Origin of the sequence: Noviherbaspirillum humi (assembly GCF_900188095.1) — a bacterium.
GTDB classification, from domain to species: domain Bacteria; phylum Pseudomonadota; class Gammaproteobacteria; order Burkholderiales; family Burkholderiaceae_D; genus Noviherbaspirillum; species Noviherbaspirillum humi.
On record NZ_FZOT01000019.1, the window covers coordinates 30853 to 54795 of the forward strand.

Below are 23943 nucleotides of genomic sequence, written 5' to 3' on the forward strand. Positions count from 1 at the left end.
CAAAGCGTTAGCGCCTGTTTGAAAGCTAGTCGAAGACACCATCGCATCATCGATTAGCCCAGACCGTCCGCGCCCGCGAATCAGTGAATTGCTCACCCCGGAATAAAGCGGAACTTGTCGACATTCCCTACGCCATACGTGCCGACCGCCACGAAGACGACCTTGCGCACGCCGGACACACCCTGGGTAAGCGTCGCCCGCTGCATCTGGAAGTTCTGAAAGCCGCCTGTCGACTGCATGACCATCTCGCCGATCTTCGTGCCGGTGGGCGAGTCGAGCCGGATCTCCAGCTTCTGATTGGCGAACATCGGGTCGACCGCGACCAGGGCCTCGAATACCGTCGCGCCCGAGCCGAAGTTGACGTCGTCGTAGGCCGCCCAGTCGCCATTGTCGAGGCTGGCGAGATAGGCGCCTTCGATGGTGACGCCGCGTGAGCTGGTGAAGCTCTCTCCCTCGATGAAGGCGACCGGCTCGGCCGGCGTGGCGGGCGTGTTTCTGACGTTCAGCTCGGTGAGGATGGTCAGGGTGGCGCCGGGCTGCAGCGTGACGGTGCGGACCAGAAAGGAGTTGAATCCCGAGATCGTCGCCGCCGGGTAGATCGTCAGCGGTGGGAACGGCGGATCGGTGAGCAGCGCGTTGGCCGTGCCGCTGCCCTGGACGAATGCGACCGTGGTGCCGGTGACGGTCAGTCCGGTCAGGTCGGGGATTTCCAGGCTGCCGTTGTGCGGCGCCGATTTGTCGGGCAGCCAGCCGAGGCCGTTGATGGCGTCGATGGAAACCGGCTGGCTCGACTTGTTGCGGATGTCGACTTTTTCGGTGAGCCGCGAAGAACCGCTTCCGGCATCGCCGCCGGTGAGGCTGTAGACGATGCCTCCGGTCACGTCGCTGGCGGCGTAACCGAACAGCGGGCCCTGGACATGGATCTGGTTCGGTCCGACATGCAAGCCGGAATGAACGTGTTCGACGTCGAGCGAATTCCCCGGAATGGACGGGTACACCACGATGCGGCGGCCATCGACGGTCCACTCGATAATGTCCGGAAAAACGATGGGGCTGGAAGGTACGGTGCTCAGATCGAAGGGCTCGCGCAGCTTGTACCGGACTGCGGCGTTCTTGTCCGTGATGTCCACCTTCTGCGCCTGAGCGAAGGATTGCGCGGACAGGAGCATCGCCGCCATGCCCATGATCCACTGCATCACGAGCCTGGGCCAGGATGGCGCTTTCTTGTTGTTCATGATGTGTCGTCCTTTCGTCTCGTCGGCTTTCTCTGCCTGCCCTTCGGCCATGCCCGATGACGGTCGGCAGCCGATGCAAGGGTCTGCGCGGAGGCGCGCCCGAACGGATCGAAGCGGTGCCTGCACATTAATTATGTTCGGCAGACCGTGGCTCGCAAACGGTTTTCGCTGATCCCAATCAAAGCGCGGGCACGAAGCATGGAACTTTCAGGTTCCGCATGCGGAAAGGCGCGGTTGCGGCGATTGCGCCAAGGCTCGCAACGAACGGAAGGATGCGTCGGATGCAGCCTGCCGGGATGGCGGTGTTGCCGTCAGGAGAATGAAGCGTCGCGCCGGGCTACTGGAAGAAGGCAGCGGCAAACTGGCGCAGCGCCAGCGTGTTGGCCTCGCCGGCGAGCGCATCTTCCGCCGCCTGCATGTAGTCGGCCAGCCTGCGCTCGGCGCTGGAGACGCCGATGCGGGCCACGAGGTTGGGCGCGGCTTCGCCCTTGTCCTTCATGTCGTCCCGGAGTTGAAAGGCGAGGCCGACATGGGTGGCGAAGCGCATCACGCTTTCTTCCTGCTCGGGGCTGGCATGAGACACCAGGCAGCCGGCGCGGGCAGCCGCCAGGAACAGCACGCCGGTCTTCAGATGGTGGATGTCGGTGATGGCGGCGGCGCTCTGCTTGTCGCCGCGCGCGTTCAGGTCGTGGTACTGGCCGAGCGAGAGGCCGCTGGGGCCGACGGTATGGCACAGCAGCTGGATCAGCTTCAGCCGCAGCTCGCCGTTCAGGCCGTCGTCCGAGGCGATGATGCACTGGCTCTGGGTCAGCAGCGACACCGCCGCCAGAATCGTCAGGCTCTCGCCGTAGGCGACATGGGTGCACAGCCGGCTGCGCCGCTCGCGGTCGTTGTCCATGCAGGGCAGATCGTCGAGGATGAGCGAGGCGCAGTGGATCATCTCGATGGCGCACCCCACCTGCAGCGCGGCATCCTCATTGCCGGCGAGACAATCGGCCACCGCCAGCGTCAGCAGCGGACGCACCCGCTTGCCGGGCGCCAGCACGCTGTAGCGCATCGCCTCCATTACCGGCGATGGATGAGCCGACGCCAGGAGTTGGTCGAGATGCCGGTCGATGCGGACGCGGCTGCGCGCGATCCAGTCGCTGGCAGCGTAATCCGCGGCATCGGTAGCTAGCATGTTGTCGCTCTTTGTCGAAGACAATCGTGCGTTCGATTCTATAGCAGGGTTGCGAGCTGCCAATGCGCTGGCGCGCGGCTGCGGCGCTTATCGGCTGCAAGATTGACCTGCGTCTATTGAATGCGTAACGGCAGGCAACGCGTCGAGCCGGCGCAAGCCCGGGCGCGGGGATGAAAACGCTCAGCTGCGCCCGACCACCGGCAGCGCCGCGCCATGGATGGCGCGCGCGCCGTCGGAGCAAAGGAAGCAGATGACATCGGCCAGCGCCTGCGGCGCCACCCAGCGCGAGAAATCCGCTTCCGGCATGGCGGCGCGGTTCTCCGGCGTGTCGATGATGCTCGGCAGCACGCAGTTGACGTTGATGCCGCTGTCGCGCAATTCCGCCGACATGGACTCGGTAAGGCGGATCACCACATCCTTGCTGGCGCAGTAGGCGCCCATGCCGGCCACGCCCTTCAGCGCCGCGTTGGCGGCCACGCTCACCACCTTGCCGCCGCCGGACTCCAGCATGCCGGGCACCACCGCGCGCACCGCGTTGAGCATGCTCTTCGCGTTCAAGCCAAGCAGGAAATCCCAATCGGCGTCGGCCGTCTCATGTACGCGCGGCCCCATGCGGAAGCCGCCGGCGATGTTGCACAGCATGTCGATGCTGCCGAAGCGTTGCCTTGCCTGGTTCACCGCCGCCGCCACCTGCGCGGCATCCAGCAGATTCGCCGGCGCGAACAGGCGCGCATCGCCTTCACCGCCATAAGCCTGCTGCAGCCTTGGGCGGTCGATGTCCGCCAGCACCAGCCGAGCGCCGCGTTCGGCGAAGGCATGCGCCACCGCCCGGCCAAGGTTGCCGCCGGCGCCGGTGATCAGCACGGTCTTGTCCTGGAAATCCATTGCACGTCTCCTGGTTGCCGCCCGGTGCGGCTCGTGGCTGGAAGGGAGTGGCGCTCAGCCGAAACGGGCGAAAGCCTCGTCGGCCGCTCTGGCCAAGTCGATGTCGAGCTGGGTCAGCCCGCCGGCATCGTGGGTGGTCAGCGTGATGTCGACGCGGTCGTAGACGTTCGACCACTCCGGATGATGATCGCGCTTCTCCGCCGTCAACGCGATCTGCGTCATGAAGGCGAAGGCTTGGGCGAAGTCGGCGAACCGGTATTGCCGGCGGATGGCGCCGCGCTGCGCGTCATGGGTCCAGTGGGGCAGGCTGGCCAGCAGACCGGCAGCGGCTTCGGCGGAAAGTTTTTCCATGATTTTTACCTCGGGTGGATGGGCGCTGGCTTTGCGGTCGGGTTGGCGGCTGCAGCGCGAAACGCACTGCATGCCGCCGGGCACCTTTGCAAGCCCACTTCATATCGCCCATGCTAGCACCCGCGCCGTCACCGCATCGTCCAGGCGGTCGTCCGCCCGGTCATCCACTTGGGCGTCCGCCTCACAGCCCCACCGGATAGCCGTCCTTGCGATGGTCCGATGCCGCCACGTAGGCGCCGTTGTCCAGCCGCAGCGCCATCTGCGCGCTGCCGAACTCGAGGTCGAAGCGCGGCGCCACGGTAACCGGATGACCAAGCCGGCGCAGGCCCTCGATCACCGCCGGCGGCGTGTTCCATTCCAGCGCCACGCCGTCGTTGTCATCCATCACCCGCCAGCGCGGCGCATCGCTCGTCGATTGCGGATTCCACCCGCGGTCGGCGATGTGGCTCGTTACCTGCAGATGGCCTTGCGCCTGCATCGAGCCGCCCATCACGCCGAAGCTCATCAGCGGCCGGCCGTCGCGCATCAGGAAGCCGGGGATGATGGTGTGGAAGGGGCGGCGGCCGGGCGCCACTTCGTTCACGTGGCCGGGACGCAGGTTGAAGCCCCAGCCGCGGTTGTGCAGCGCGATGCCGGTATTCGGCACCACCACGCCGGAGCCGAAGCCCTTGAAGTTGGACTGGATGAAGGAGACCATCATGCCGCGCTCGTCGGCGGCGGTGAGGTAGACGGTGCCGCCGCTGTGCGGCCTGCCCGGGCGCGGGGCGGAAGCGCGATTGGCGTCGATGATCGCGGCGCGCTGCTTCAGATAGGCCGGGTCCAGCAGGTGCGAAGCGCTCACGTCGGTCATCCGGTCGGCGTCGGCCACGTACTCGACCATGTCGGCAAACGCCAGCTTCATCGCCTCGATCTGCAGGTGCCAGGCCAGCGGCGAGTCGAAGGGCATCGCGCCGATGTCGAATTGCTCAAGCATGCCGAGCGCCATCATGGCGGCGATGCCCTGCCCGTTCGGCCCGATCTCGCGCAGTTCCAGGTCGCGGTAGCGGATGGAAATCGGCTCCACCCAGTCCGGCTGATGCGCCGCCAGGTCTTCCTCGCGGATCAGGCCGCCGGTAGCGCGCGCATGATCGGCGATCGCCTTCGCCAGCTGGCCGCGGTAAAAGTCGTCGCCCTTGCTGCGCGCGATGCGTTCCAGCGTGCTCGCCTGGCCGGGGCAGATGAAGCGCTCGCCTGGCAGCGGGGCGCGGCCGTTGGGTGCGAAAGCGTCACGGTAACCGGGCTGCGTGATCAGTTCCGGCACCTGGGCCTGCCATTGGCGGTGCACCGTGTGCGACACGAAATAGCCGTCGTTCGCATAGCGCAGCGCCGGTTCAAACAAATCCTCGAACGGCAGGCTGCCGAAACGCTCCCAGGTCGCGCGCCAGGCCGACACGGTGCCCGGCACCGTGACCGAGTCCCAGCCGCGGTAAGGCATGGCGTCGTACTTCGCGAAGTAGTCCGGGGTCCAGGCCGCCGGCGCGCGGCCCGAGGCATTCAGGCCGTGCAGCGCCTTGCCATCCCAGACCAGCACGAAGGCGTCGCCGCCGATGCCGTTCATGCACGGCTCCACCACGGCAAGCGCGATGGCGGTGGCCAAGGCCGCGTCCATGGCATTGCCGCCGCGCGCCAGCATCTGCAGGCCGGCGGCGGAGGCCAGCGGCTGCGAGGTGGCCACCACGTTGGCCGCCACCAGCGGCAGGCGCTGCGAGGTGAAGGGGTAATCCCAGAAAGTCTTGTCGTCGTGGTTGTCTCGCATGGGTCGTCTGTCTCTCGTTCTCGGATGGATGCGGGATCGCGCGGCGGCGCCTTACTTGCCTTACTTGATCACGCCGGCGTTCTTCGCATCCTGAATATATACCTTGGTGCGCTCCGCCATGAAAGCCGGAATCTGGTCCACCGGGATATCAACGAGATCATAACCGCCTTCCACCAGGCGCTTTCTGGTTTCCGGGTCCTTGTTCAGCACCGCCATCATGTCCGACACTTTTTTCTGCACATCCCTGGGCGTGGACTTCGGCACGGCGATGCCGCGATAGGCGCCATCCACCCAGTCGAAGCCGAGTTCCTTGAAGGTCGGCACGTCGGGAAAGGCGGGATGGCGCTTCTCGGAAGCCACGGCCAGCAGCCGCATCTGCGACTTCTGCTGGATGGCGAAGGGCAGGTAGGTCATCGCCGCATCGACGTGCTGGCCGAGCATGGAGGAAATGATGTCGCCGGTTCCCTTGAAGGGGACGTAGGTGGTCTTGATGCCGGCCAGCTTGTTGAGTCGCTCGTGCGCCATGTGGTTGGCGGAGAAACTGCCGGAACCGGCCATGCTAATGCTGCCCGGCTTTTCCTTGGCTGCCTTTACCAGGTCCTGGTAGGTCTTGTAGGGACTGGATGCCGGCACCACGATCGCATCCGCCGTGAAGTGGTAGTAGTAGACCGCGGCGATGTCCTCGGTCTTGTAGTTCACCGAGCCGTCCAGCGGCTGCAGCACGATGTGCGGCAGGTTGACGCCGGCGATGGTGTAGCCGTCGCCCGGCATGCTGTTGAGCTGGCCCCAGACCAGGCCGCCGCCGGCGCCCGGCTTGTTGAGCACCACCATGGATTGCTTGAATTTTTCCTTGAACACTTCCGACTGCAGGCGCGCCACGTAATCCGATTCTCCCCCTGGCGTGAACGGGATGATGTACTGCACCGGCTTGTCCGGATAGTCGGCGCGGGCCTGGGTGAAGGGAAAGGCGGCAAGGGCGGCGCAGGTTGCGGCCGCCAGCAGGGTGCGCAGTGTCATGGCTTGTCTCCGTCGTGGTTATGCCGCCCTGTGGCGGGCGGTCGGTGTGCTGCGTTATGGATTCAATGCTGCCGGATGTGCTCGCACACCGCGCGCGTGACGTCCTCCGTGGTAGCGGTGCCGCCGAGGTCGGGCGTATGCAGACCGGATGCGGTCACCGCCTCGATGGCGCGCATCAGCCGCGCCGCCGCATCGGCCTCGCCGAGATGCTCCAGCATCATCGAGGCGGTCCAGAAGGTGGCCACCGGATTGGCGATGCCCTTGCCGGTGATGTCGAAGGCGGAGCCGTGGATGGGTTCGAACATCGACGGGAACTGCCGCTCCGGGTTGAGGTTGGCGGTGGGGGCGATGCCGAGGCTCCCCGACAGCGCGGCCGCGAGGTCGGACAGGATGTCGGCATGCAGGTTGGTGGCGACGATCACGTCCAGCGTCTGCGGCTTGAGCACCATGCGGGTGGTGACGGCGTCGACCAGCTCGCGGTCGGTCTTCAACGCCGGATAATCCTTCGCCACTTCATAAAAAATCTCGTCCCACATCACCATGCCGAAGCGCTGGGCATTGGACTTGGTGACCAGGGTCAGCTGCCTGCGCGGGCGCTTCATCGCCAGTTCAAAGGCGAAGCGGTGGATGCGCTCGACGCCGGCGCGGGTGAACACCGCCACCTCGGTGCCGACTTCGATCGGCAGGCCGCGGTGGGCGCGGCCGCCGTTGCCGGCGTACTCGCCCTCGGAATTCTCGCGGATGATGACCCAGTCGATGCCGGCGCCATTCTGCAGCGGGCTCTTGACCCCGGGCAGCACCCGGGCCGGGCGCACGTTCGCATACTGGTCGAAGCCTTGGGCGATGGGCAGGCGCAGCCCCCACAGCGATACATGGTCCGGCACCTGCTGGCTGCCGACGGCGCCGAAGAAGATGGCGTCGAACTGTTTCAGCCGTTCCAGCCCGCCCTCGGGAATGTAATGGCCATGCGCCAGGTAATAGTCCGAGCTCCACGGAAAGCTCTCCACCTCCATCCGGAAGCCGCCGTCGCGGGCGGCGAGGGCTTCCAGCACGGTCAGGCCGGCGCGGATGACTTCCGGCCCGATGCCGTCGGCGCCGATGGCGGCGATCTTGTGTGTTCTCATCTGTCTCCCCTGACCTGCCTTTTTGAAGGTTGTGCCCTATGGCGGGCGAGCTTGCGCCATGACTGCCTCATGGCGGCGGCCATCCATGCTATATGCGCGGCGGAAGACGGCCCGGGAACAACCGTTCGACTTCTGATTTAGGTCAACAGGGCGCGGCGACGGCCCAATGGAGGTCGCTCGACGGCGGCCACTCAGCGCGAACCCCGGCGCCGGGCGCTGCCTGCCTCCATCAGCAAGTAAAGCACGGTCGCCAGCGCCAGGGGCGCAAGGTAGTAGATGGCGCGGTAGGCGATCAGGGTGGCCAGCACGTCGGCCTTCGCCAGGGGCGGCGCCAGCAGGCCGATGAACACCGCCTCCAGCACGCCGAGGCCGGCCGGAACGTGGGTGATGACGCCGGCAATGGCGGCGACCAGCAGCACCGCCAGCACCGTCGGATAGTCGAGCGCGCCGTCGAACAGCGCGTGAATGATGGCGGCGATCAGCATCCAGTTGGCGCAGGACATCAGCAGCTGCAAGCCGGCCAGGCGCTGCGACGGCAGCCGGAGCTCCACCCCGCGCAAGCGCCACTGGCGGCGCCGGGAGAAAGCGCATAGCGCCACGTAGGCGCACACCACGCCCAGCAGCAGGCCGCCGATGACGCGCAAGGCAGCGGGGCCGACATGCCATTGCGGCGGCAGGCGCAGCGGCCAGAGCACGAAGGCGACGCCGGCCAGCAGCAGATAGCCGATCCAGTTGGTCAGCATGCTCAGCGCGGTGATCTGGGCGATGCGCGCGGTGTCGAGCCCGAGCCCGGCGTAGAGGCGGAAGCGAAAGCCGACCCCGCCGACCAGGGAGCCGAGGTTCAGATTGAACACATAGCTGATGAAGTTGACCGCCATGGTGCGGCCCACGCCCAAGCCATGCCTGGTGTAGTGGCGGCCGAGCAGATCGAAGCAGCTGTACAGGCCGAAGCTGGCGGCGGCGAGTGCGCCGGCCAGCCACAGGCTGGCGGGACGGCGCTGCTGCAAGCCCGCGAGCACGCGCTGCCAGTCGATGTCGCGCGCCTGGGTCAGCAGCAGCCAGGCCACCAGCGCGAAGAAGGCGAGCTTCGCCGCCCTGCCCAGCCATTGCCGCCAAGCCGGACCGGCCTGCCGCCTGCCTTCGCCTGCGCCCGCTTCCCTGGCGTTCATGGCACGGTGGTGTGTTCCAGGCGATCGGCGCCCTCGGGCAGGGTTTCGTCATGCAGGGCATCGAGCCGCGGCGTGTGCGCCGGCAGCCAGCCGACCCAGGAAGGAAAGCGGCGCAGGAAATGGAACAGGAAGAAGCTGCGCACCTGCCGCCACATCTCCGGCTCGCGCACGTCTTCCGGGCGGATCTGCTTGCAGCTGTGCCGGATCAGGTAGTCCAGGCGCTCGCGCAGGCGATGGTTGAAGCCGCGGTCGCGGATCATCACGTTCGCCTCGAGATTCAGCGAGAGGCTGAGCGGATCGAGATTGCTGGAACCGACGGTGGCCCATTCGTCGTCCACCACCGCCACCTTGCCGTGCAGCGGCCGCGCGCAGTATTCGTAGATGCGCACGCCGCCGCGCAGCAGGTGGTGGTAGAGCATGGCGGCCGCGATCTGCACGATCTGCATGTCCGGGTTGCCCTGCAAGATGAGGTCCACCTGCACGCCGCGCCGCGCCGCGCGGCGCAGGTCGCGCAGGAAGGCCCAGCCGGGAAAGAAATAGGCGTTGGCAATCACCACGCGCCGCTGCGCCAGGCGGATGGCAAGGCGGTATTGGCGTTCGATGGCGCGCTTGTTTTCATTGTTGTCGCGCCAGACGAACAGCGCCTCGGCCTCGCCCGCCGGCGCCGGCGCCGGCGTCTGCGCGACTGCTTGGCGGCGCCTGAACCAGTGGCGCCTGCCGTGGCCGGCGGCGATGGCGGCGCGCATGAAGGCATGGATCTGGGCGACGATCGGCCCTTCCGCCTGCACGGCATAATCCTGCTTCGCCTCCGGGCCGAAGTCGCCAAGATGGTCGGCGGAGTAATTGATGCCGCCGACGAAGGCAATCTTCCCATCCACCACCACCAGCTTGCGGTGCATGCGCCGGAACAGATTCAACCGCCGCAGCAGGCGCAGGCCGGGATCGAAGACATGGAAGCGCACGCCGGCCGCCGTCAGGCTGCCGATGAATTCCTGCGACAGGCTGGGTGAGCCCCAGCCATCGATGGTGAGGTCGATCTGCACGCCGCGCCGCGCCGCCTCCAGCAGCACCTGATGCAGTTGCAGCCCCACCTTGTCTTCATACAGGATGAAGGTTTCCAGCATCACTTCGCGCTCGGCGCGCGCGATCGCTTCGAACACCTTCGGGTAGAACTCCTCCCCGTTCTCGAGCAGGGAAAATCGATTGCCGCCTGTCCAACGCCGGTTCACGCCTGACCGCTCCTTGAGTCATATGGCCGGCAATATTTTCAAGCCGACCGGAAAACCTTGCCGCTTCTTGCGACGCCTACTTGGTTGGACCCGCATTTCGGCAAAGGAATTCCGGCGCGGGCGGGTTCAGACATTGACCGATTCGCGCTGCATTTCAAATAGCCGGAATGCCGGCTGCTCGGGATAAGTGCGCTGCATCAGCGGCCGCGCGACGTTGTACACCGGGATCTGGTTCACGGTCTTGCCTTCCGGGTGGCCGCGGTGCGCATGGCCGTGGAACACCACGTCGACCGGATAGCGCAGCAGCGGATCTTCCAGCCGGCTGCAGCCGAGGAAGGGAAATATCTCGAGCGGCTCGCCCTGCACCGTGGCTTCGATCGGCGAGTAATGCATCAAGGCGATGCGATGCGGCGTGCGCAGCTTGGCCAGCGCCGATTCGAGCTTGAGCGCTTCCTGCAGGGCCTCCTCGACGAACTGCTTCATGATGCGTTCGCCCCAGGGGCCGAGCGCGCGCCGCCCGAAGCCGCCGGCAAAGCCCTTGACGCCGGCGATGCCCACGCCATGCACTTCGCACGCCTCGCCGTCCAGCACCCGCACGCCGGCATTGGTCAGTATCTCGCATACCTTGTCCTGCTGGCCCGATTCGAAGTCGTGGTTGCCGAGCACCGCCACGATGGGCACGCGGACCGCTGCCAGTTCTTCCACCAGCACATGCGCCTCTTCCGGCAAGCCGTAGTCGGTCAGGTCGCCGGCCAGCAGCAGGGCATCCGCCGCCTTCTCCGCCTGCGAGAACAGGGGCCGGAGGCTGCCCGCGGATGACTTGGTGCAATGAAGGTCGCCGACGGCGGCGAATCGAACGGTGTCTTCTGAAATCACTTCTTCCTCCTAGTAAAGTCGGCCGGATGCGGTCGGCGCGCCGATGCCAGCTTTCAATGCGGCGCATGCTGAGGAAACAGACCATGGATCAGTGGCATAAGTTTTGCTGAATTTGCCATAACAGGCTGATATCACGGCCTGCCTCCCGGACATCGAGACAAAGGAGCGCCCATGTCAGCAGCCATGCCCCTACCCATGCCCATCCATCCCCCGCAGACCTGCGAACCGATGCAGCCAGGGGCAGCGCGGTTCTATCGGGACGTGCTGCGGCTGCTGAACCGCCATGGCATTCCCTTCCTGGTCGGCGGCGCCTATGCGCTCAACCATTACACCGGCATCGGCCGCCAGACCAAGGACCTCGACCTGTTCATCATGCGTCGCGACTTCGATCGAGTCGCCGCAGCGCTTGCCGGAGAGGGATATCAGGCGGAGCTGACCTATCCGCACTGGCTGGGCAAGGCCTTCGACGGCACGGCTTTCGTCGACCTGATCTTCAGTTCCGGCAACGGCGTCTCCGAGGTGGATGACGGCTGGTTCGACCATGCCATCGATGCCGTGGTGCTCGACACCCCCGTCAAGCTGTCGCCGGTGGAGGAGTCGATCTGGTCCAAGGCCTTCATCATGGAACGCGAACGCTACGACGGCGCCGACATCGCCCACATGATCCGCGCCTGCGCCGACACCATCGACTGGCGCCGCCTGCTGCAGCGCTTCGATCCGCACTGGCGGGTGCTGCTCAGCCACCTCACGCTGTTCGGCTTCATCTATCCGGCCGAGCGCCACTTGGTGCCGGCATGGCTGATGGAAGACCTGGTGGAGCGGCTGCGGCGGGAAATCCATGCGCCGCCGCAGGACGAGGGCGTGTGCCAGGGCACGCTGCTGTCGCGCGAGCAGTACCTGAGCGACATCCATCAGCAAGGCTTCCACGATGCGCGCGTCGAGCCGCACGGCAACATGTCGCCCGAGGACGCGGCATCGTGGACGCGGGCCATCCCGGAGCGCGATGACGAAGGCTGAGGCCGTTGCAAGGCTCCGCTCATGAACTCATTCGCCCATTAAAAAGCGCCTGTCCGCGCTGGCGGCAGGCGCTGGCTTGATGCTGCCGATCCCTTAGCGGCTGCCGGAACCGGAGCTGCTCGACGAGGAAGGCGTCGAAGAGCTGGAAGACGACGGGCTCGTCGAACTGCTGCTGCCCGACGAAGATGGCGTGGTCGAGCTCGACGACGGGCTGGTGGAGGTGGAGCTGCCCGAGGATCCCGAGCTGCCGGAGGACGACGTATCGGCGCTGGAGCCGGTCGACGAGCTGCCGCTGCTGTAGGTCGGCGGCGGCGGAACGCTTAACCCCGATCCGCCGGACGTGGTATCCATGCTGGAGCCGCTGCTTGTGCCGCCGCTGCTGGAACCGCCCGACGTGCTTCCCGACGTGCCGCTGGAGCTGCCGCTCGACCCCGCGCCGCTGCTGGTATCCGAGCTGCCGGAGCTCGATCCGCCGCCCATCGAACCGGAGCTGCTCGGGCTGGAGCTCATGCTCGAAGAACCGGAGCCGGAGCTGCCCGAGCTTCCTGAACTGCCGGAGCTGGATGGCGCAGTGGTCGTCGTCGTGGTCGTGGTAGTGCTGGCGGCGCCGCTCGATGGCGAGCTGCTGCCGGACGATGACGCAGCCGCGGCCGGGTCGTTGCTGGTGGTCGTGGTGGTGGTGGACTGCGCAAAGGTTGCAGCTGCGGTACCTAACAGCGAAATGAAAACAGCAAGAGGCAACTTCTTCATGATCGCTCCTTGTTTCTCTGGATGTGGCGGATAGCCGGTCATTGGATGTGAGGATGCGAGCGTGTTGGAAACCCGTGCAAGAACGGCCGTGGATGCCATCCACGCCGCGCGGCGCGCTGGTGCCGTCCGGCCCGTACCAGCACGGCGTCCGACGCCTGCGCGCATGAAGGCAAACCTGCTGGGTTCATGACCCGCTCTGGAGTTAGACGCGCTCCGCTTGATAGGTTCTCAACTTTCCCCTCTTCAAGAAAAGGAAACGCCCGGCATTCGCAAGGGCTGCGAATGCCGGGCGCGATGGCTGCCATGGCTTTTCGCCAGGCGATACGAGCCGATCTTTACCAGCGATGATGGTGGCCGCCCCATCCGCGACCGCCCCGGTAACCGAAATTGAAGCGGAAAGAGACAGGCGGCTCGACATAGACCGGAGCAGGACGAACATAAACCGGCGCAGGCTGGACGTATACCGGGGCAGGCTGCGCATAGACCGGAGCCGGCTGGGTATACACCGGCGCATCGCGGTATATCACCGGTCCGCTCGCCACCGGCGGCGGACTGTAGACCGCGCAGCCGCCAAGCAGGCTGGCGAGAACGAGAGGGACGAGCGTGAGGATACGGGTCTTCATGATGGTTTTCCTTTGTGACCAGTATAGGAAAACGGCGCAAAACAAAATCGGATATTGCCGTTTATTACAGCTGATACATGGCGCTACATTCCTCCTGGCCAGTCTCTAACGCGTTGGCACCCTAGCCGGACGACAGGATGCATCGAAATCAGACAATAACACTTGAATCCGAAACTAACCGCAGGCCGTCGGCGATCGCCGCGGTGGCTGGTTGCGCTGCGCGCTTGTGCTGACGCAAAGAGTCGGCTATTCGGTCATGGGTGCTTGTCAGCGTTCTCCCTTCGCGAATCGATGCAGCCTCGGCCGACTCGCCTACCTTCGCTGCATGATCCGCCACAGCCATTTTCGGCGCAAACAAAACGTCGCTCGCAGTTAGTATGTTTCATCGCGATGCCGGCCTCCTTATAATGCCAGTCTGCCTCACTCCTTAACGGCCATCATCATGCGCATCCTTTTCCATCTCCCCGGCGACGATGCCGACGCCTGGTTGCATGACCTGAAAGCCGCCTGTCCCGAAGCGGAAATCCGGCAATGGACGCCGGGCGACGCACGGCCGGCCGACTACCTGCTGGCATGGAAGCCGCCGGCCGAGCTGCTGCGCGGACGCACCGGGCTGAAGGCGGTGTTCAATCTGGGGGCCGGCGTGGATGCCTTGCTCGACCTGCTGCGCCGGGAGCCGCAGCTGCTCCCGGCATCGGTCCCGATCATCAAGCTGGACGATGCCGGCATGGGAAGGCAGATGGTGGAATACGTCATGCAGGCGGTGCTGCGCCATTTCCGCCGCGTCGACGACTATGAAGCGCTGCAGCGGCAGGGCATATGGCGCCCCTTGCCGCCGCGCCGACATGCCGAACACCCGATAGGCGTGATGGGCAGCGGCGCCCTGGGCGCGCAGGTGATTGCGGCCCTGGGCGCGGCCGGCTTTCCGGTGCGGGCCTGGAGCCGCCATCCGAAGCCGCTTGATGCCAGCGCAGCCGACGCCGCCCGCTTCGCGGGCAAGGACGCCTTGCCCGCGTTCCTGAACGGCCTGCAGCAACTGGTCAACATGCTGCCGCTGACGCCGGAAACCGGGAACATCCTCGACCGCGCCTGCTTCGACCGGCTGGCCGCCGGCGCCCATCTCGTCAACGTCGCCCGCGGCGCACACCTGGTGGAAGCGGACCTGCTCGATGCGCTGGCCAGCGGCCGGATCGCCGCCGCCACGCTCGACGTGTTCCGGCAGGAGCCGTTGCCGGCGGATCACCCGTTCTGGCGCCACCCGCGCATCCGCATCACGCCCCATGTCTCGGCCCTCACCGAACGCGGCGCCAGCATTGTGCAGATCGTGTCGCGCCTTCATGCCATGGAACGGGGCGAAACGGCGGCAGGCGCCATCGATCGGGAACGCGGCTACTGATCGCCCAATAATTGCCACGGCTTGCCGGTTATTTCCGGAAGGAAGTGACGCATGCTTTCTGCGCATGCAATAATCAGGCTTCCCTTCCTTCCTGCAGCACTTATGGAATTCCGTCCTGCCGAAGCGGTGTACCCGATGCTTTCCCGTGGTCAGCAGGCTTGCCCCATCCCGATGATGCCCACCGGCTGCCTGCCCGGCCCGGGAAGCCGGCGGCGGGAAGCATGCGGCTCCGCCGTGCCGAGGGGCCGCAGATGAAAGGATTGCCTCACCCGGCGCTGTTCTCCTTTCTCGGACGGGATGCGCGGCTGCGGCGCATGGTGGCTTACTGGGCCGCCACTGCCGGCCTCTACCTGCTGAGCCTGGCGCTGATGTGGCTGGCCGTGTGGCGGGGCGACATTGCGCGGGATGCGGCGGGCTGGCTCAGCCTGGCCATGGTGTCCGGCCTTGCGCTGTTTTATGTCCTGGTGCGCGCCAGCTCCCGCCTGCGCCTGACGCCGGCGCAGCTGGCGCTGGCGCAGGGCTGCTATGCCATTGCCTGCATTGTCGGCGCCTATGCCATTGCCGGGCCGATGCGCGGCGCCACCCTTGGCATTCTGGTGCTGGTGATGGTGTTCTGCGCCTTCAGCCTGACGCCGCGCCGCTCGCATCAACTGGGCCTGTTCGCCACCTGCCTGCTCGGCGCGGCCATCGTCGCCATGCGCATGATGGCCGCCCAGCCTTTTCCATGGCTGCACGAAGCGGTGCATTTCACGCTGACGGCAAGCTTGATGGGATCGGTTTCCCTCCTCACCGGCCGCTTCAACCTGCTGCGCCAGCGCCTGAAGCAGCAAAAGGACGAGCTCGGCCACGCCCTGTCGCGCATCCAGCTGCTCGCCACCCGCGATGAACTGACCCAGCTCGCCAACCGGCGCTACATGAGCGAGCTGCTCGAATCGGAAGACAGACGCCAGGACCGGGATGGGCAGTCGGTCTGCCTGGCCCTGCTCGACATCGACCTGTTCAAGCAGATCAACGACACCTACGGCCACGCCGTCGGCGACGAAGTCCTGCACAACTTCGCCCGCGAAGCCGAATCGGCGCTGCGCGCCACCGACGTGCTGGCGCGCTGGGGCGGCGAGGAATTCCTGCTGCTGCTGCGCAGCGCCGACCTGTCGCTGGCGGTGACGGTGTTGGAGCGCATGCAGAAGCACATCGCCTCCAGCACGCTCTGCGCCAGCGTCGCCGGCCTGCGCGTCACCTTTTCCGCCGGCATCACGGCGCTGGCCTCCGGTGAAACCGTGGCCGCCGGCGTCAAGCGCGCCGACCGGGCCATGCTGCATGCGAAGTCATCCGGCCGCAATGCGCTGCGCATCTTCGATCCCAGCCTGCAAGCGGAGCTCACCGCCCGCGCCGCCCTGGAAAGCGATCTGCGCCAGGCATTGCGGCTGGACCAGTTCATTCTCCACTACCAGCCGCAGGTCGACCAGGATGGCCGGGTGGTGGGCGCCGAAGCGCTGGTACGCTGGCAGCATCCGGCGCGCGGCTTGCTGGCGCCGCTCGAATTCATCCCGCTGGCCGAGGAAACCGGCCTCATCGTGCAGCTCGGCGAAATCATCCTGCGCCAGGCCTGCCGCCAGCTGGCGCAATGGCAGGCCAGTCCGGCAACGGCCGGCCTGAGCCTGGCAGTGAATGTCAGCGCCCGCCAGTTCCGGCATCCGGATTTCCTGCAACTCGTTTTCGACGCGCTTGCGCAGAACGGGGCCGCGTCCGAAGGTCTGGAACTGGAGCTGACCGAAAGCGTGCTGGTGGACGACATCGAGGACACCATCGGCAAAATGCGCCGCCTGAAGCAGGAAGGCGTGCGCTTCTCGCTGGACGACTTCGGCACCGGCTATTCATCGCTGGCCTACCTGAAGCGGCTGCCGCTCGACCAGCTGAAGATCGACCGCTCCTTCGTGCGCGACATCCTCGACGATGGCAACGATGCCATCATCGCCCGCAGCATCATCGCGCTCGGCCGCAACCTCGGGCTGGCGGTGATCGCGGAAGGCGTGGAAGCGCCGGAGCAGAAAGCCTTCCTGGAAACCATGGGCTGCGGCCGATTCCAGGGCTATCTCTTCGGCCGGCCGGCGCCGGCCGACGCGTTTGCCGCCCTGCTGCAGCCCAAGCCCGCGTCCGCTCCGTCCGCCATCGGTTGACGCTTTCCCGGCGCTATTCGCTGCGCCCGGACTGGAAAATCCCCTCCTCAAGCCGCCCTGCGGCCAGCCGAATCCAACGGCCATACTTGCCGTGGTGCATTGCAACTTGACAATCTGCATGGACAGTTCATTCTTGCAATGCATTAAACCAAAAGACGGAATGAAGTAAGGGAACACTGTAGAGCCATTTTCTTTGATGCATCCGACAAAAAGAGGAGACTGAACATGAAGAAAAGCGTCAAGGCAGCAGACCAGACATCCGGCAACCGCCGCCGCTTTCTCGGCAAGGCGGCTGCCGGCACCGCAACCGCAATCGCCTTCCCGATGGTGGCGAAGGCACAGACCCCCACCCAGTTCCGCTTCCAGAGCACCTGGCCCTCCAAGGACATCTTCCACGAATACGCTCTCGACTTTGCCAAGAAGGTCAACGACATGACCGGCGGCGAGCTCAAGATCGACGTGCTGCCGGCCGGCGCCGTGGTGCCCGCCTTCGGCCTGCTCGACGCCGTTTCCAAGGGCACGCTGGACGGCGGCCATGGCGTGATGGGCTACAACTACGGCAAGCAGGCGGCCATCGCCCTGTGGACTTCCGGCCCGGCCTACGGCATGGATGCCAACATGGTACTGGCCTGGCACAAGTACGGCGGCGGCAAGGAACTGCTGGCCAAGCTGTACGACTCCATCGGCGCCAATGTCGTCACCTTCCTCACCGGTCCGATGCCGAGCCAGCCGCTCGGCTGGTTCAAGAAGCCGATCACGAAGAAGGAAGACTTCAAGGGCCTGAAATACCGCACCAACGGCCTCGCCATCGACCTCTTCACCGCCATGGGCGCGGCGGTGAATGCGCTGCCCGGCGGCGAGATCGTGCCGGCGCTGGACCGCGGCCTGCTCGACGGCGCCGAATTCAACAATGCCACCTCCGACCGGGTGCTCGGCTTCCCCGACGTGTCCAAGGTCTGCATGCTGCAGAGCTTCCACCAGAGCGCCGAACAGTTCGAGATCAGCTTCAACAAGAACAAGTACAACGCCCTGCCCGCCAAGCTCAAGGCCATCATCGATAATGCGGTGGAGGCCTCATCGGCCGACATGTCGTGGAAGGCGGTCGACCGCTACTCCACCGACTATCGCGAGCTGCAGGCCAAGGATAAGGTCAAGTTCTACAAGACCCCCGACTCGCTGCTGCAGGAACAGATCAAGATCTGGGATGAGGTAGTGGCGAAGAAGCGCGAGGGCAATCCGCTGTTCCAGGAAGTCGAGAAGTCGATGCGTGCCTTCGCCGAGCGCGCGGTGAAGTGGGACATGGATACCAACAATCCGCGCCGCATGGCCTACAACCACTACTTCGCCAAGAAAACTTCCTAACCCCCGCTGGCTGGAAGCTCGAACCGCCCGCGGCAGCGCATGCGCTGCCGCGGCGGCGATTACGCCAGCAATAGACGCCGCGGCTCGGCCTTGGCTCCGGCTCGGCTGCGCCGTCTTTGCGAAGAAAGATCAGGTGAACAAGAATGAGCGTAAAGTCGCTGTTAACCGCCGCTGACCGGATCAGTACCTGGGTCGGCAAGGCGGCGTCATGGCTGATGGTGGTCCTGATGATCGTCATCTGCGTCGAAGTATTCAAACGCTATTTCCTCAACGCGCCGACGTCATGGATCTTCGACGTCAGCAACATCATTTATGGAACGGCCTTCATGCTGGCCGGGGCCTATGCCATGGCCCAGGACGGCCATGTGCGCGGCGATTTTTTCTACGCCAACATGAAGCCGAGAACCCAGGCCGCCCTGGACCTGGTGCTTTACGTGCTGCTTTTCATCCCCGGCATCCTGGCCCTGATGTACGCAGGCTATGACTATGCGCGCGACTCCTGGCGCATTCTCGAACATTCCACCACCAGCTCCGACGGCCCGCCCGTCTATCACTTCAAGACGGTGATTCCGGTGGCGGGCGCGCTGATGATGCTGCAGGGCATAGCCGAAATGATCCGCTGCGTGGTATGCCTGAAGACCGGCGAATGGCCGGCCCGTCTCAAGGACGCCGAGGAAATCGACGTCATCGAACAGCAGCTCGCCAACAGCGCCTATGTCGACGAAGAGGACAGAAAATTGGCGATAGAACGGGCACATTCAATCGAAAGCGAAGCCAAGCTTCGCGGAACCGCGGAAGGAGAACGTTGATGAGCGAACCCGCACTCGGCCTGCTGATGCTGGTGTTGATCATCGGCTTCATCCTGATGGGCTTTCCCACGGCATTCACCCTGATGGGCCTGGGCACCGCCTTCGGCTTCTACACTTTCTACGACCCGGCGCAGTCCTGGATCGACAACAAGGTATTCGACCTGATGGTCCAGCGTACTTACGGCGCCATGACCAACGACGTGCTGATATCGATTCCGCTGTTCGTGCTGATGGGCTATGTGATGGAACGCGGCGCGCTGGTGGACAAGATGTTCTACAGCTTCCAGTTCGCTTTCCGCCGATTGCCGGCTTCGCTGGCGGTGGCATCCCTGATCGTATGCACCATCTGGGGCATCGCCAGCGGCCTGGTGGGAGCGGTGGTGGTGCTGATGGGCGTGATTGCCTTCAATCCGATGCTCAAGGCCGGCTATGACACCCGCCTGGCGGCAGGCGTCATCACCGCCGGCGGCACGCTCGGCATCCTGATCCCGCCCTCGGTGATGATCATCGTCTACGCAGCCGTGGCCGGCCAGTCGGTGGTCAAGCTCTACGCCGCCGCCATGTTCCCGGGCTTCTTCCTGGCGCTGCTCTACCTGGTGTACATCATCGGCTGGGCCATCATCAATCCCAGGATCGCGCCGCGCCTGCCGGTTGAGAAAACGCATATCCCGGTGCCAGCCTGGGTGCCCCGGCTGCAAGCGTCCTACTCGAAGAAACTGCTGCCGGCCTTGGTGGGCGCCACGCTGTTGCCGCGCAAGGCGCTCGCCCTCAGCGCCGATGGCGTCCAGCTCAGCTATAACCTGATCTTGCGGAACCTCGCTACCGCGCTGGTGCCGCTGGCGCTGGTGGCGGCCACCCTCGGCTCGACCTGGTGGTATGTGGTGGTGCGCCCCGCCGCCGATGCGCCGCCTCCGCCGCCCGCAGCCGTCACCCAGCCGCGGGAGGAAGCCAAGCCCCAGGCCGATGACGTGCCGCAGGCGCTGGAAATCGATCAGGCCAGCCCGTCGCAAGAGATCAGCAGCGAATCCGACGGCCCGATACAGATGGGTTCGCTGGAAGAGCCTTCCAAGGAGGAAACCCAGGCGGCCGGCCCGAGCAGCGATTTCTACAAGTATTTTGCGTTGACCTGCGGCTTGCTGGCGCTGCTGCTCATCTACTACTACTGGGTGATGGAAGCGGAGCAGTTCGAGTTGCTGAAGCTGCTGGTGTCGTCCACGCTGCCGCTCGGCATCCTGACCTTGCTGGTGCTGGGCGTGATCTTGTTCGGCATCACCACCGCCACCGAATCCGCCGCGGTGGGTGCCGCCGGCGCCTTCCTGCTCGCCTGGCAGGCGAGGACGCTGACATGGAAGAAGACCAAGGAAGCGGTGTTCCTGACTTCCAAGACCACCGCCATGGTGTGCTGGCTGTTCGTCGGATCGGCCATCTTCTCGGCGGTGTTCGCCATCCTCGGCGGCCAGGCGCTGGTGGAAAAGTGGGTGCTCTCGCTGGATCTGACGCCGCTGCAGTTCATGCTGCTGTCGCAGGCGATCATCTTCCTGCTCGGCTGGCCGCTGGAATGGACCGAGATCATCGTGATCTTCGTGCCGATCTTCCTGCCGCTGCTGAAGCACTTCAACATCGACCCGATCCTGTGGGGCACGCTGGTGTTCGTCAACCTGCAGGCCGCCTTCCTCTCGCCGCCGGTCGCCATGTCGGCCTTCTACCTGAAGGGCGTGGCGCCATCGCATGTCACCATCAACCAGATCTTCGCCGGCATGATGCCCTACATGCTGATCGTGATCGTGTGCATGGTGCTCATGTACCTGTGGCCGGGACTGACGCTGTGGCTGCCGAACTACCTGTACGGCGGTTGAGCTTGAAGGGATGTTGAAACCGCCCGGACCGCAGTGAAACAACGGTCCGGGCGAAACAGCTTCAGCGCATCGGCTGATAATTCACCGGCACCCAGACATAGCCCTTGCCCTGCTGGCGCAGGTGGCCGATGCCGGGGAAGGAAAGATGGGCGCCGGCGGCGAGATAGCCCTGCTTCGCCGCCTCGGCGAAGGCGCGCTTGCGCTGCGCCGCGGCGGCCTTGGCGTCAGTGTCGAACTGGATGGTGACCGAGGGATCGTCGAACTGCACCGCGGCTACGTGGATCAGGTCGCCCCACAATGCGAGCTTCTGCCCGCGGCTCTCCACCATGTACACGCTGTGGCCGGCGGTATGGCCATGAGCGGGGACGGCGCGTATGCCGGGTGTCAGCTCGGTCTCGCCTTCGAAAGGCTTGAGGCGGTCCGTCTTTGCATACGGATTCAGCGAAGCCATTGCGCCCTGGAAGAAGCCCTTGGCATCCTGGGGCGCCTTGTCCATATTGGCCTGGCTCAGCCAGAAGTCGGCATCATGCTTGTCGACCCGCACCACCGCATTCGGGAACACCCGCTGCTCGCCCTCGGCCAGGCCGCCGATATGGTCGGGATGCAGGTGGGTGATGTAGATTTCGTCCACCTGCTCCGGCTGGTAGCCGGCCGCCTTCAGCGTGGCAGCAAGGTTGCCAAGCGTCGGTCCGAACAGCTTGCCGGCGCCGGCATCGACCAGCACCAGCTTGCTGCCGGTATTGACGAGATAGGCATTGACCGAGGTTTCCACCGGCGGCTTGAGAAAGCTGCGTCCCAGCGCCTGACGGGTCTTTTCCGGCTTGATGTTGGTGAGCAGCGTGTCCACCGGCAGGGCGACGGTGCCATCCGATAGCGCGGTGATCTCGAAGTCGCCCAGCATCATGCGGTAAAAGGCGGGCGCCGAAGTCTTGGCCATCGGCGCGGCGGCATGGGCGACTGGAGCGAGGGAGCCGGCGGTGCCGGCAAAGGCGAGGGAAACAGCGAGCAGCAGGCGGGACATTTTCATCGGCGGTTCTCCTTGGTGGTTGGCGGGCATATGCTGCTTGGCATTATGCCCAACTCCGCCCAAGGCCACCGGCAAGGGCCGGCGCATGCCGGCCCTGCGAGAAGTTAGAACTCTTCCCAGTCGTCCTGGCCGCCTGCAGGCTGCGGGCGCGGCACGGCTGCCGTCCGCACCACTGGCACGCCGGCCGATGCGCTGGCGATCTTCGGGCGCTTCGACGCGCGGACAGGCGCCGGCTTGTGCTTCACGGCAGGGGAACTGGCCTTGGCCTTGACCGGCACCGGCGCCGCCGCTACCGACTGCTGCACCCCGTCGAGCTTGAACACGCCCACCGCATGCGTCAAATGGCCGGCCTGCTCGCGCATGGCATCGGCTGCCGCTGCCGCCTGCTCGACCAGGGCGGCATTCTGCTGCGTCACCTGGTCCATCTGGGTGATGGCATGATTCACCTGCTCGATGCCGGCGCTCTGCTCTTCGGACGCGGCCATGATTTCGGCCATGATGTCGGTCACGCGGCGCACGCTGCTGACCACCTCGTCCATCGTGCTCCCAGCCTCGCCCACCAGCTTGCTGCCGGTCTCGACCTTCTCCACCGAGTCGTCGATCAGGGCCTTGATCTCCTTGGCTGCCGCGGCCGAGCGCTGCGCCAGGCTGCGCACCTCGCCCGCCACCACCGCGAACCCCCGCCCCTGCTCGCCGGCGCGCGCCGCTTCCACCGCCGCGTTCAAGGCCAGGATATTGGTCTGGAAGGCGATGCCGTCGATGACGCTGATGATGTCCACGATCTTCTTCGAGGCATCGTTGATGGAACCCATGGTCTGCACCACCTGCGACACCACCGTCCCGCCCCGGGTCGCCACTTCGGAGGCGGACACGGCCAGGGTATTGGCCTGGCGGGCATTGTCGGCATTCTGCTTGACGGTGGAGGTGAGCTCTTCCATGGAGGACGCGGTTTCCTCCAGCGAGCTGGCCTGCTGCTCGGTGCGGGAAGACAGGTCCATGGTGCCGCTGGAAATCTCTGCCGTGGCGGTGGTGATGGCCTCGGTGCCGCCGCGCACTTCCGCGACGATGCGCATCAGGCTCAGGTTCATGTCGCGCAAGGCTTCCATCAACTGGCCGGTCTCGTCCTTGCTGGTGACGGCGATGTCGGCGCGCAGGTCGCCGTCGGCCACCTTGCGCGCCACGGCCACCGCCTCGCCCAGGGGGCGGGAGATGCTGCGTGCAATGAGAAAGGCGAAGGTGATGCCGAACGCCAGCACCAGCAATACCAGCAGGCCCAGCAGCTCGAAGCCCTTCTTGTAGCTTTGCTCGATGGCGTGGGCGTTGTCGTCAATCGCCTTGCGCTGCACCTGCAGCAGTTCCATCAGCAGGGATTCATACAGCTTCGACGCCGGCAGGTACTGCTGCTCCAGGATGCGGGTGGACTCGGCCGAATTGCCGGCCACCTTTTCCTTGATCGCGGTATCGCGCGCCTTCTGGTACTTCTCCCGCACCTCCCCGATGCGCTTGTACAGGTCTTTCTCCTGATCGGTCACCAGGTAAGCCTCGAAGGCCTTCTGGATCTCGCTCGACGACTTTGCGGTGGCGGCGGTGTCTTCCTTGAAGAACACGCCCAGGCTTTCGTCAGTGCTCTTGGCGATGGCGGTAGTACGGCGGATGGCGGCGAAGACATTGCGATACCAGTCGGCCACCAGGCGTTCCTTCGCGAGCGGCTTTTCCATCATCTGCCGGGTTTCTTCCGACACCTGGCGCAATTGCCACATGCCGACGCCGGTGGAGAGAATGGAAAGTGCGAGAACGATGGCGAAGCCAAGTGCGAGGCGGGTGCTGATGCGAAGATTCTTGAACATGCTGATCATAGTGATGTGTTTCAGGCCGCCTTACGGCGCCGCGCCGCGCGGGCGCTTTTGCCTGTCTCCTCTCCATAGTTGTCGTTATTGTTGTGCAATGGCACGGAAACCCGGCGTGGCCAGAAGGGAGTTTCCGTCTGGAAAGCATAGTACTGACAAATTTTTGGGAAATAAATACCAAAAAGCTAATCGAAGCAAAGTCTTGGCATTCCGCTACC

Annotated in this window: 20 protein-coding genes; 7 read left to right on the forward strand and 13 right to left on the reverse strand. The window is 65.2% G+C overall.

The window, feature by feature from the left end:
- Positions 1–92: 92 nt before the first annotated feature.
- From CHB88_RS20585 to CHB88_RS20630, 10 genes are all read right to left on the reverse strand, one after another.
- Entirely contained in the window at positions 93–1235 is a 1143-nt protein-coding gene (locus tag CHB88_RS20585) for a carbohydrate-binding protein (RefSeq protein WP_176442579.1), read from the reverse strand.
- A 337-nt stretch (positions 1236–1572) separates the two neighbouring features.
- On the reverse strand, positions 1573–2415 hold the full coding sequence (locus tag CHB88_RS20590) for a polyprenyl synthetase family protein (protein ID WP_143131394.1): 843 nt from the start codon (positions 2413–2415) through the stop codon (positions 1573–1575).
- Positions 2416–2595: 180 nt separating this feature from the next.
- Positions 2596–3300, reverse strand: coding sequence for an SDR family NAD(P)-dependent oxidoreductase (locus tag CHB88_RS20595; RefSeq protein WP_089401231.1), 705 nt, complete (start codon positions 3298–3300; stop codon positions 2596–2598).
- Positions 3301–3354: 54 nt separating this feature from the next.
- Positions 3355–3651: a 4a-hydroxytetrahydrobiopterin dehydratase gene (locus tag CHB88_RS20600; RefSeq protein ID WP_176442580.1), complete on the reverse strand. Its 297-nt coding sequence runs from the start codon at positions 3649–3651 to the stop codon at positions 3355–3357.
- Positions 3652–3832: 181 nt separating this feature from the next.
- Entirely contained in the window at positions 3833–5446 is a 1614-nt protein-coding gene (locus CHB88_RS20605) for a gamma-glutamyltransferase family protein (protein ID WP_089401232.1), read from the reverse strand.
- A gap of 60 nt (positions 5447–5506) precedes the next feature.
- Positions 5507–6463: a tripartite tricarboxylate transporter substrate binding protein gene (locus CHB88_RS20610; RefSeq protein ID WP_089401233.1), complete on the reverse strand. Its 957-nt coding sequence runs from the start codon at positions 6461–6463 to the stop codon at positions 5507–5509.
- A gap of 62 nt (positions 6464–6525) precedes the next feature.
- The gene (locus tag CHB88_RS20615; protein ID WP_089401234.1) at positions 6526–7587 is read right to left on the reverse strand and encodes a tartrate dehydrogenase; all 1062 of its coding nucleotides are present in this window, start codon (positions 7585–7587) and stop codon (positions 6526–6528) included.
- A 191-nt stretch (positions 7588–7778) separates the two neighbouring features.
- Positions 7779–8756: a lysylphosphatidylglycerol synthase domain-containing protein gene (locus tag CHB88_RS20620; protein ID WP_089401235.1), complete on the reverse strand. Its 978-nt coding sequence runs from the start codon at positions 8754–8756 to the stop codon at positions 7779–7781.
- Positions 8753–9985 carry a cardiolipin synthase ClsB gene (clsB, locus tag CHB88_RS20625; RefSeq protein WP_089401236.1) on the reverse strand — a complete coding sequence of 411 codons (1233 nt, stop codon included), beginning with the start codon at positions 9983–9985 and terminating at the stop codon, positions 8753–8755. The genes CHB88_RS20620 and clsB overlap by 4 nt, the downstream gene beginning before the upstream one ends.
- Before the next feature lie 126 nt (positions 9986–10111).
- The gene (locus CHB88_RS20630; RefSeq protein ID WP_217900206.1) at positions 10112–10861 is read right to left on the reverse strand and encodes a metallophosphoesterase family protein; all 750 of its coding nucleotides are present in this window, start codon (positions 10859–10861) and stop codon (positions 10112–10114) included.
- 171 nt (positions 10862–11032) lie between these two features.
- Between CHB88_RS20630 and CHB88_RS20635 the strand changes: the two genes are divergently transcribed.
- Positions 11033–11878 (forward strand): nucleotidyltransferase family protein, encoded by an 846-nt coding sequence (locus CHB88_RS20635; RefSeq protein ID WP_089401237.1) that lies wholly within the window; start codon positions 11033–11035, stop codon positions 11876–11878.
- A 349-nt stretch (positions 11879–12227) separates the two neighbouring features.
- Complete coding sequence (locus CHB88_RS25270) at positions 12228–12662, forward strand: hypothetical protein (RefSeq protein ID WP_089401238.1); 435 nt, start codon at positions 12228–12230, stop codon at positions 12660–12662.
- A 301-nt stretch (positions 12663–12963) separates the two neighbouring features.
- On the opposite strand, the gene CHB88_RS20645 is transcribed toward CHB88_RS25270, so the two are convergent.
- Positions 12964–13251, reverse strand: a complete 288-nt coding sequence (locus tag CHB88_RS20645; protein ID WP_089401239.1) for a hypothetical protein — start codon at positions 13249–13251, stop codon at positions 12964–12966.
- 442 nt (positions 13252–13693) lie between these two features.
- Here CHB88_RS20645 and CHB88_RS20650 point away from each other — a divergent pair, with 442 nt between their 5' ends.
- The 5 genes from CHB88_RS20650 to CHB88_RS20670 all read left to right on the forward strand — a co-directional run bounded on the left by CHB88_RS20650 (position 13694) and on the right by CHB88_RS20670 (position 20851).
- Positions 13694–14647, forward strand: a complete 954-nt coding sequence (locus CHB88_RS20650; protein WP_089401240.1) for a 2-hydroxyacid dehydrogenase — start codon at positions 13694–13696, stop codon at positions 14645–14647.
- Between the two features lie 221 nt (positions 14648–14868).
- On the forward strand, positions 14869–16824 hold the full coding sequence (locus tag CHB88_RS20655; RefSeq protein ID WP_089401241.1) for a putative bifunctional diguanylate cyclase/phosphodiesterase: 1956 nt from the start codon (positions 14869–14871) through the stop codon (positions 16822–16824).
- A gap of 225 nt (positions 16825–17049) precedes the next feature.
- Positions 17050–18186 carry a TRAP transporter substrate-binding protein gene (locus CHB88_RS20660; protein WP_089401242.1) on the forward strand — a complete coding sequence of 379 codons (1137 nt, stop codon included), beginning with the start codon at positions 17050–17052 and terminating at the stop codon, positions 18184–18186.
- Between the two features lie 143 nt (positions 18187–18329).
- Positions 18330–18995 (forward strand): TRAP transporter small permease subunit, encoded by a 666-nt coding sequence (locus tag CHB88_RS20665; protein ID WP_089401243.1) that lies wholly within the window; start codon positions 18330–18332, stop codon positions 18993–18995.
- The gene (locus CHB88_RS20670) at positions 18995–20851 is read left to right on the forward strand and encodes a TRAP transporter large permease (RefSeq protein WP_089401244.1); all 1857 of its coding nucleotides are present in this window, start codon (positions 18995–18997) and stop codon (positions 20849–20851) included. Before CHB88_RS20665 ends, CHB88_RS20670 begins: the two co-directional genes overlap by 1 nt.
- A 61-nt stretch (positions 20852–20912) precedes the next feature.
- Here the strand turns inward: CHB88_RS20670 and CHB88_RS20675 are convergent, their stop codons facing one another.
- A complete protein-coding gene (locus tag CHB88_RS20675) occupies positions 20913–21872 on the reverse strand; it encodes an MBL fold metallo-hydrolase (protein ID WP_425436139.1) in 960 nt (319 codons plus the stop codon).
- A gap of 110 nt (positions 21873–21982) precedes the next feature.
- Complete coding sequence (locus CHB88_RS20680; RefSeq protein WP_143131395.1) at positions 21983–23734, reverse strand: methyl-accepting chemotaxis protein; 1752 nt, start codon at positions 23732–23734, stop codon at positions 21983–21985.
- Between the last annotated feature and the right edge of the window lie 209 nt (positions 23735–23943).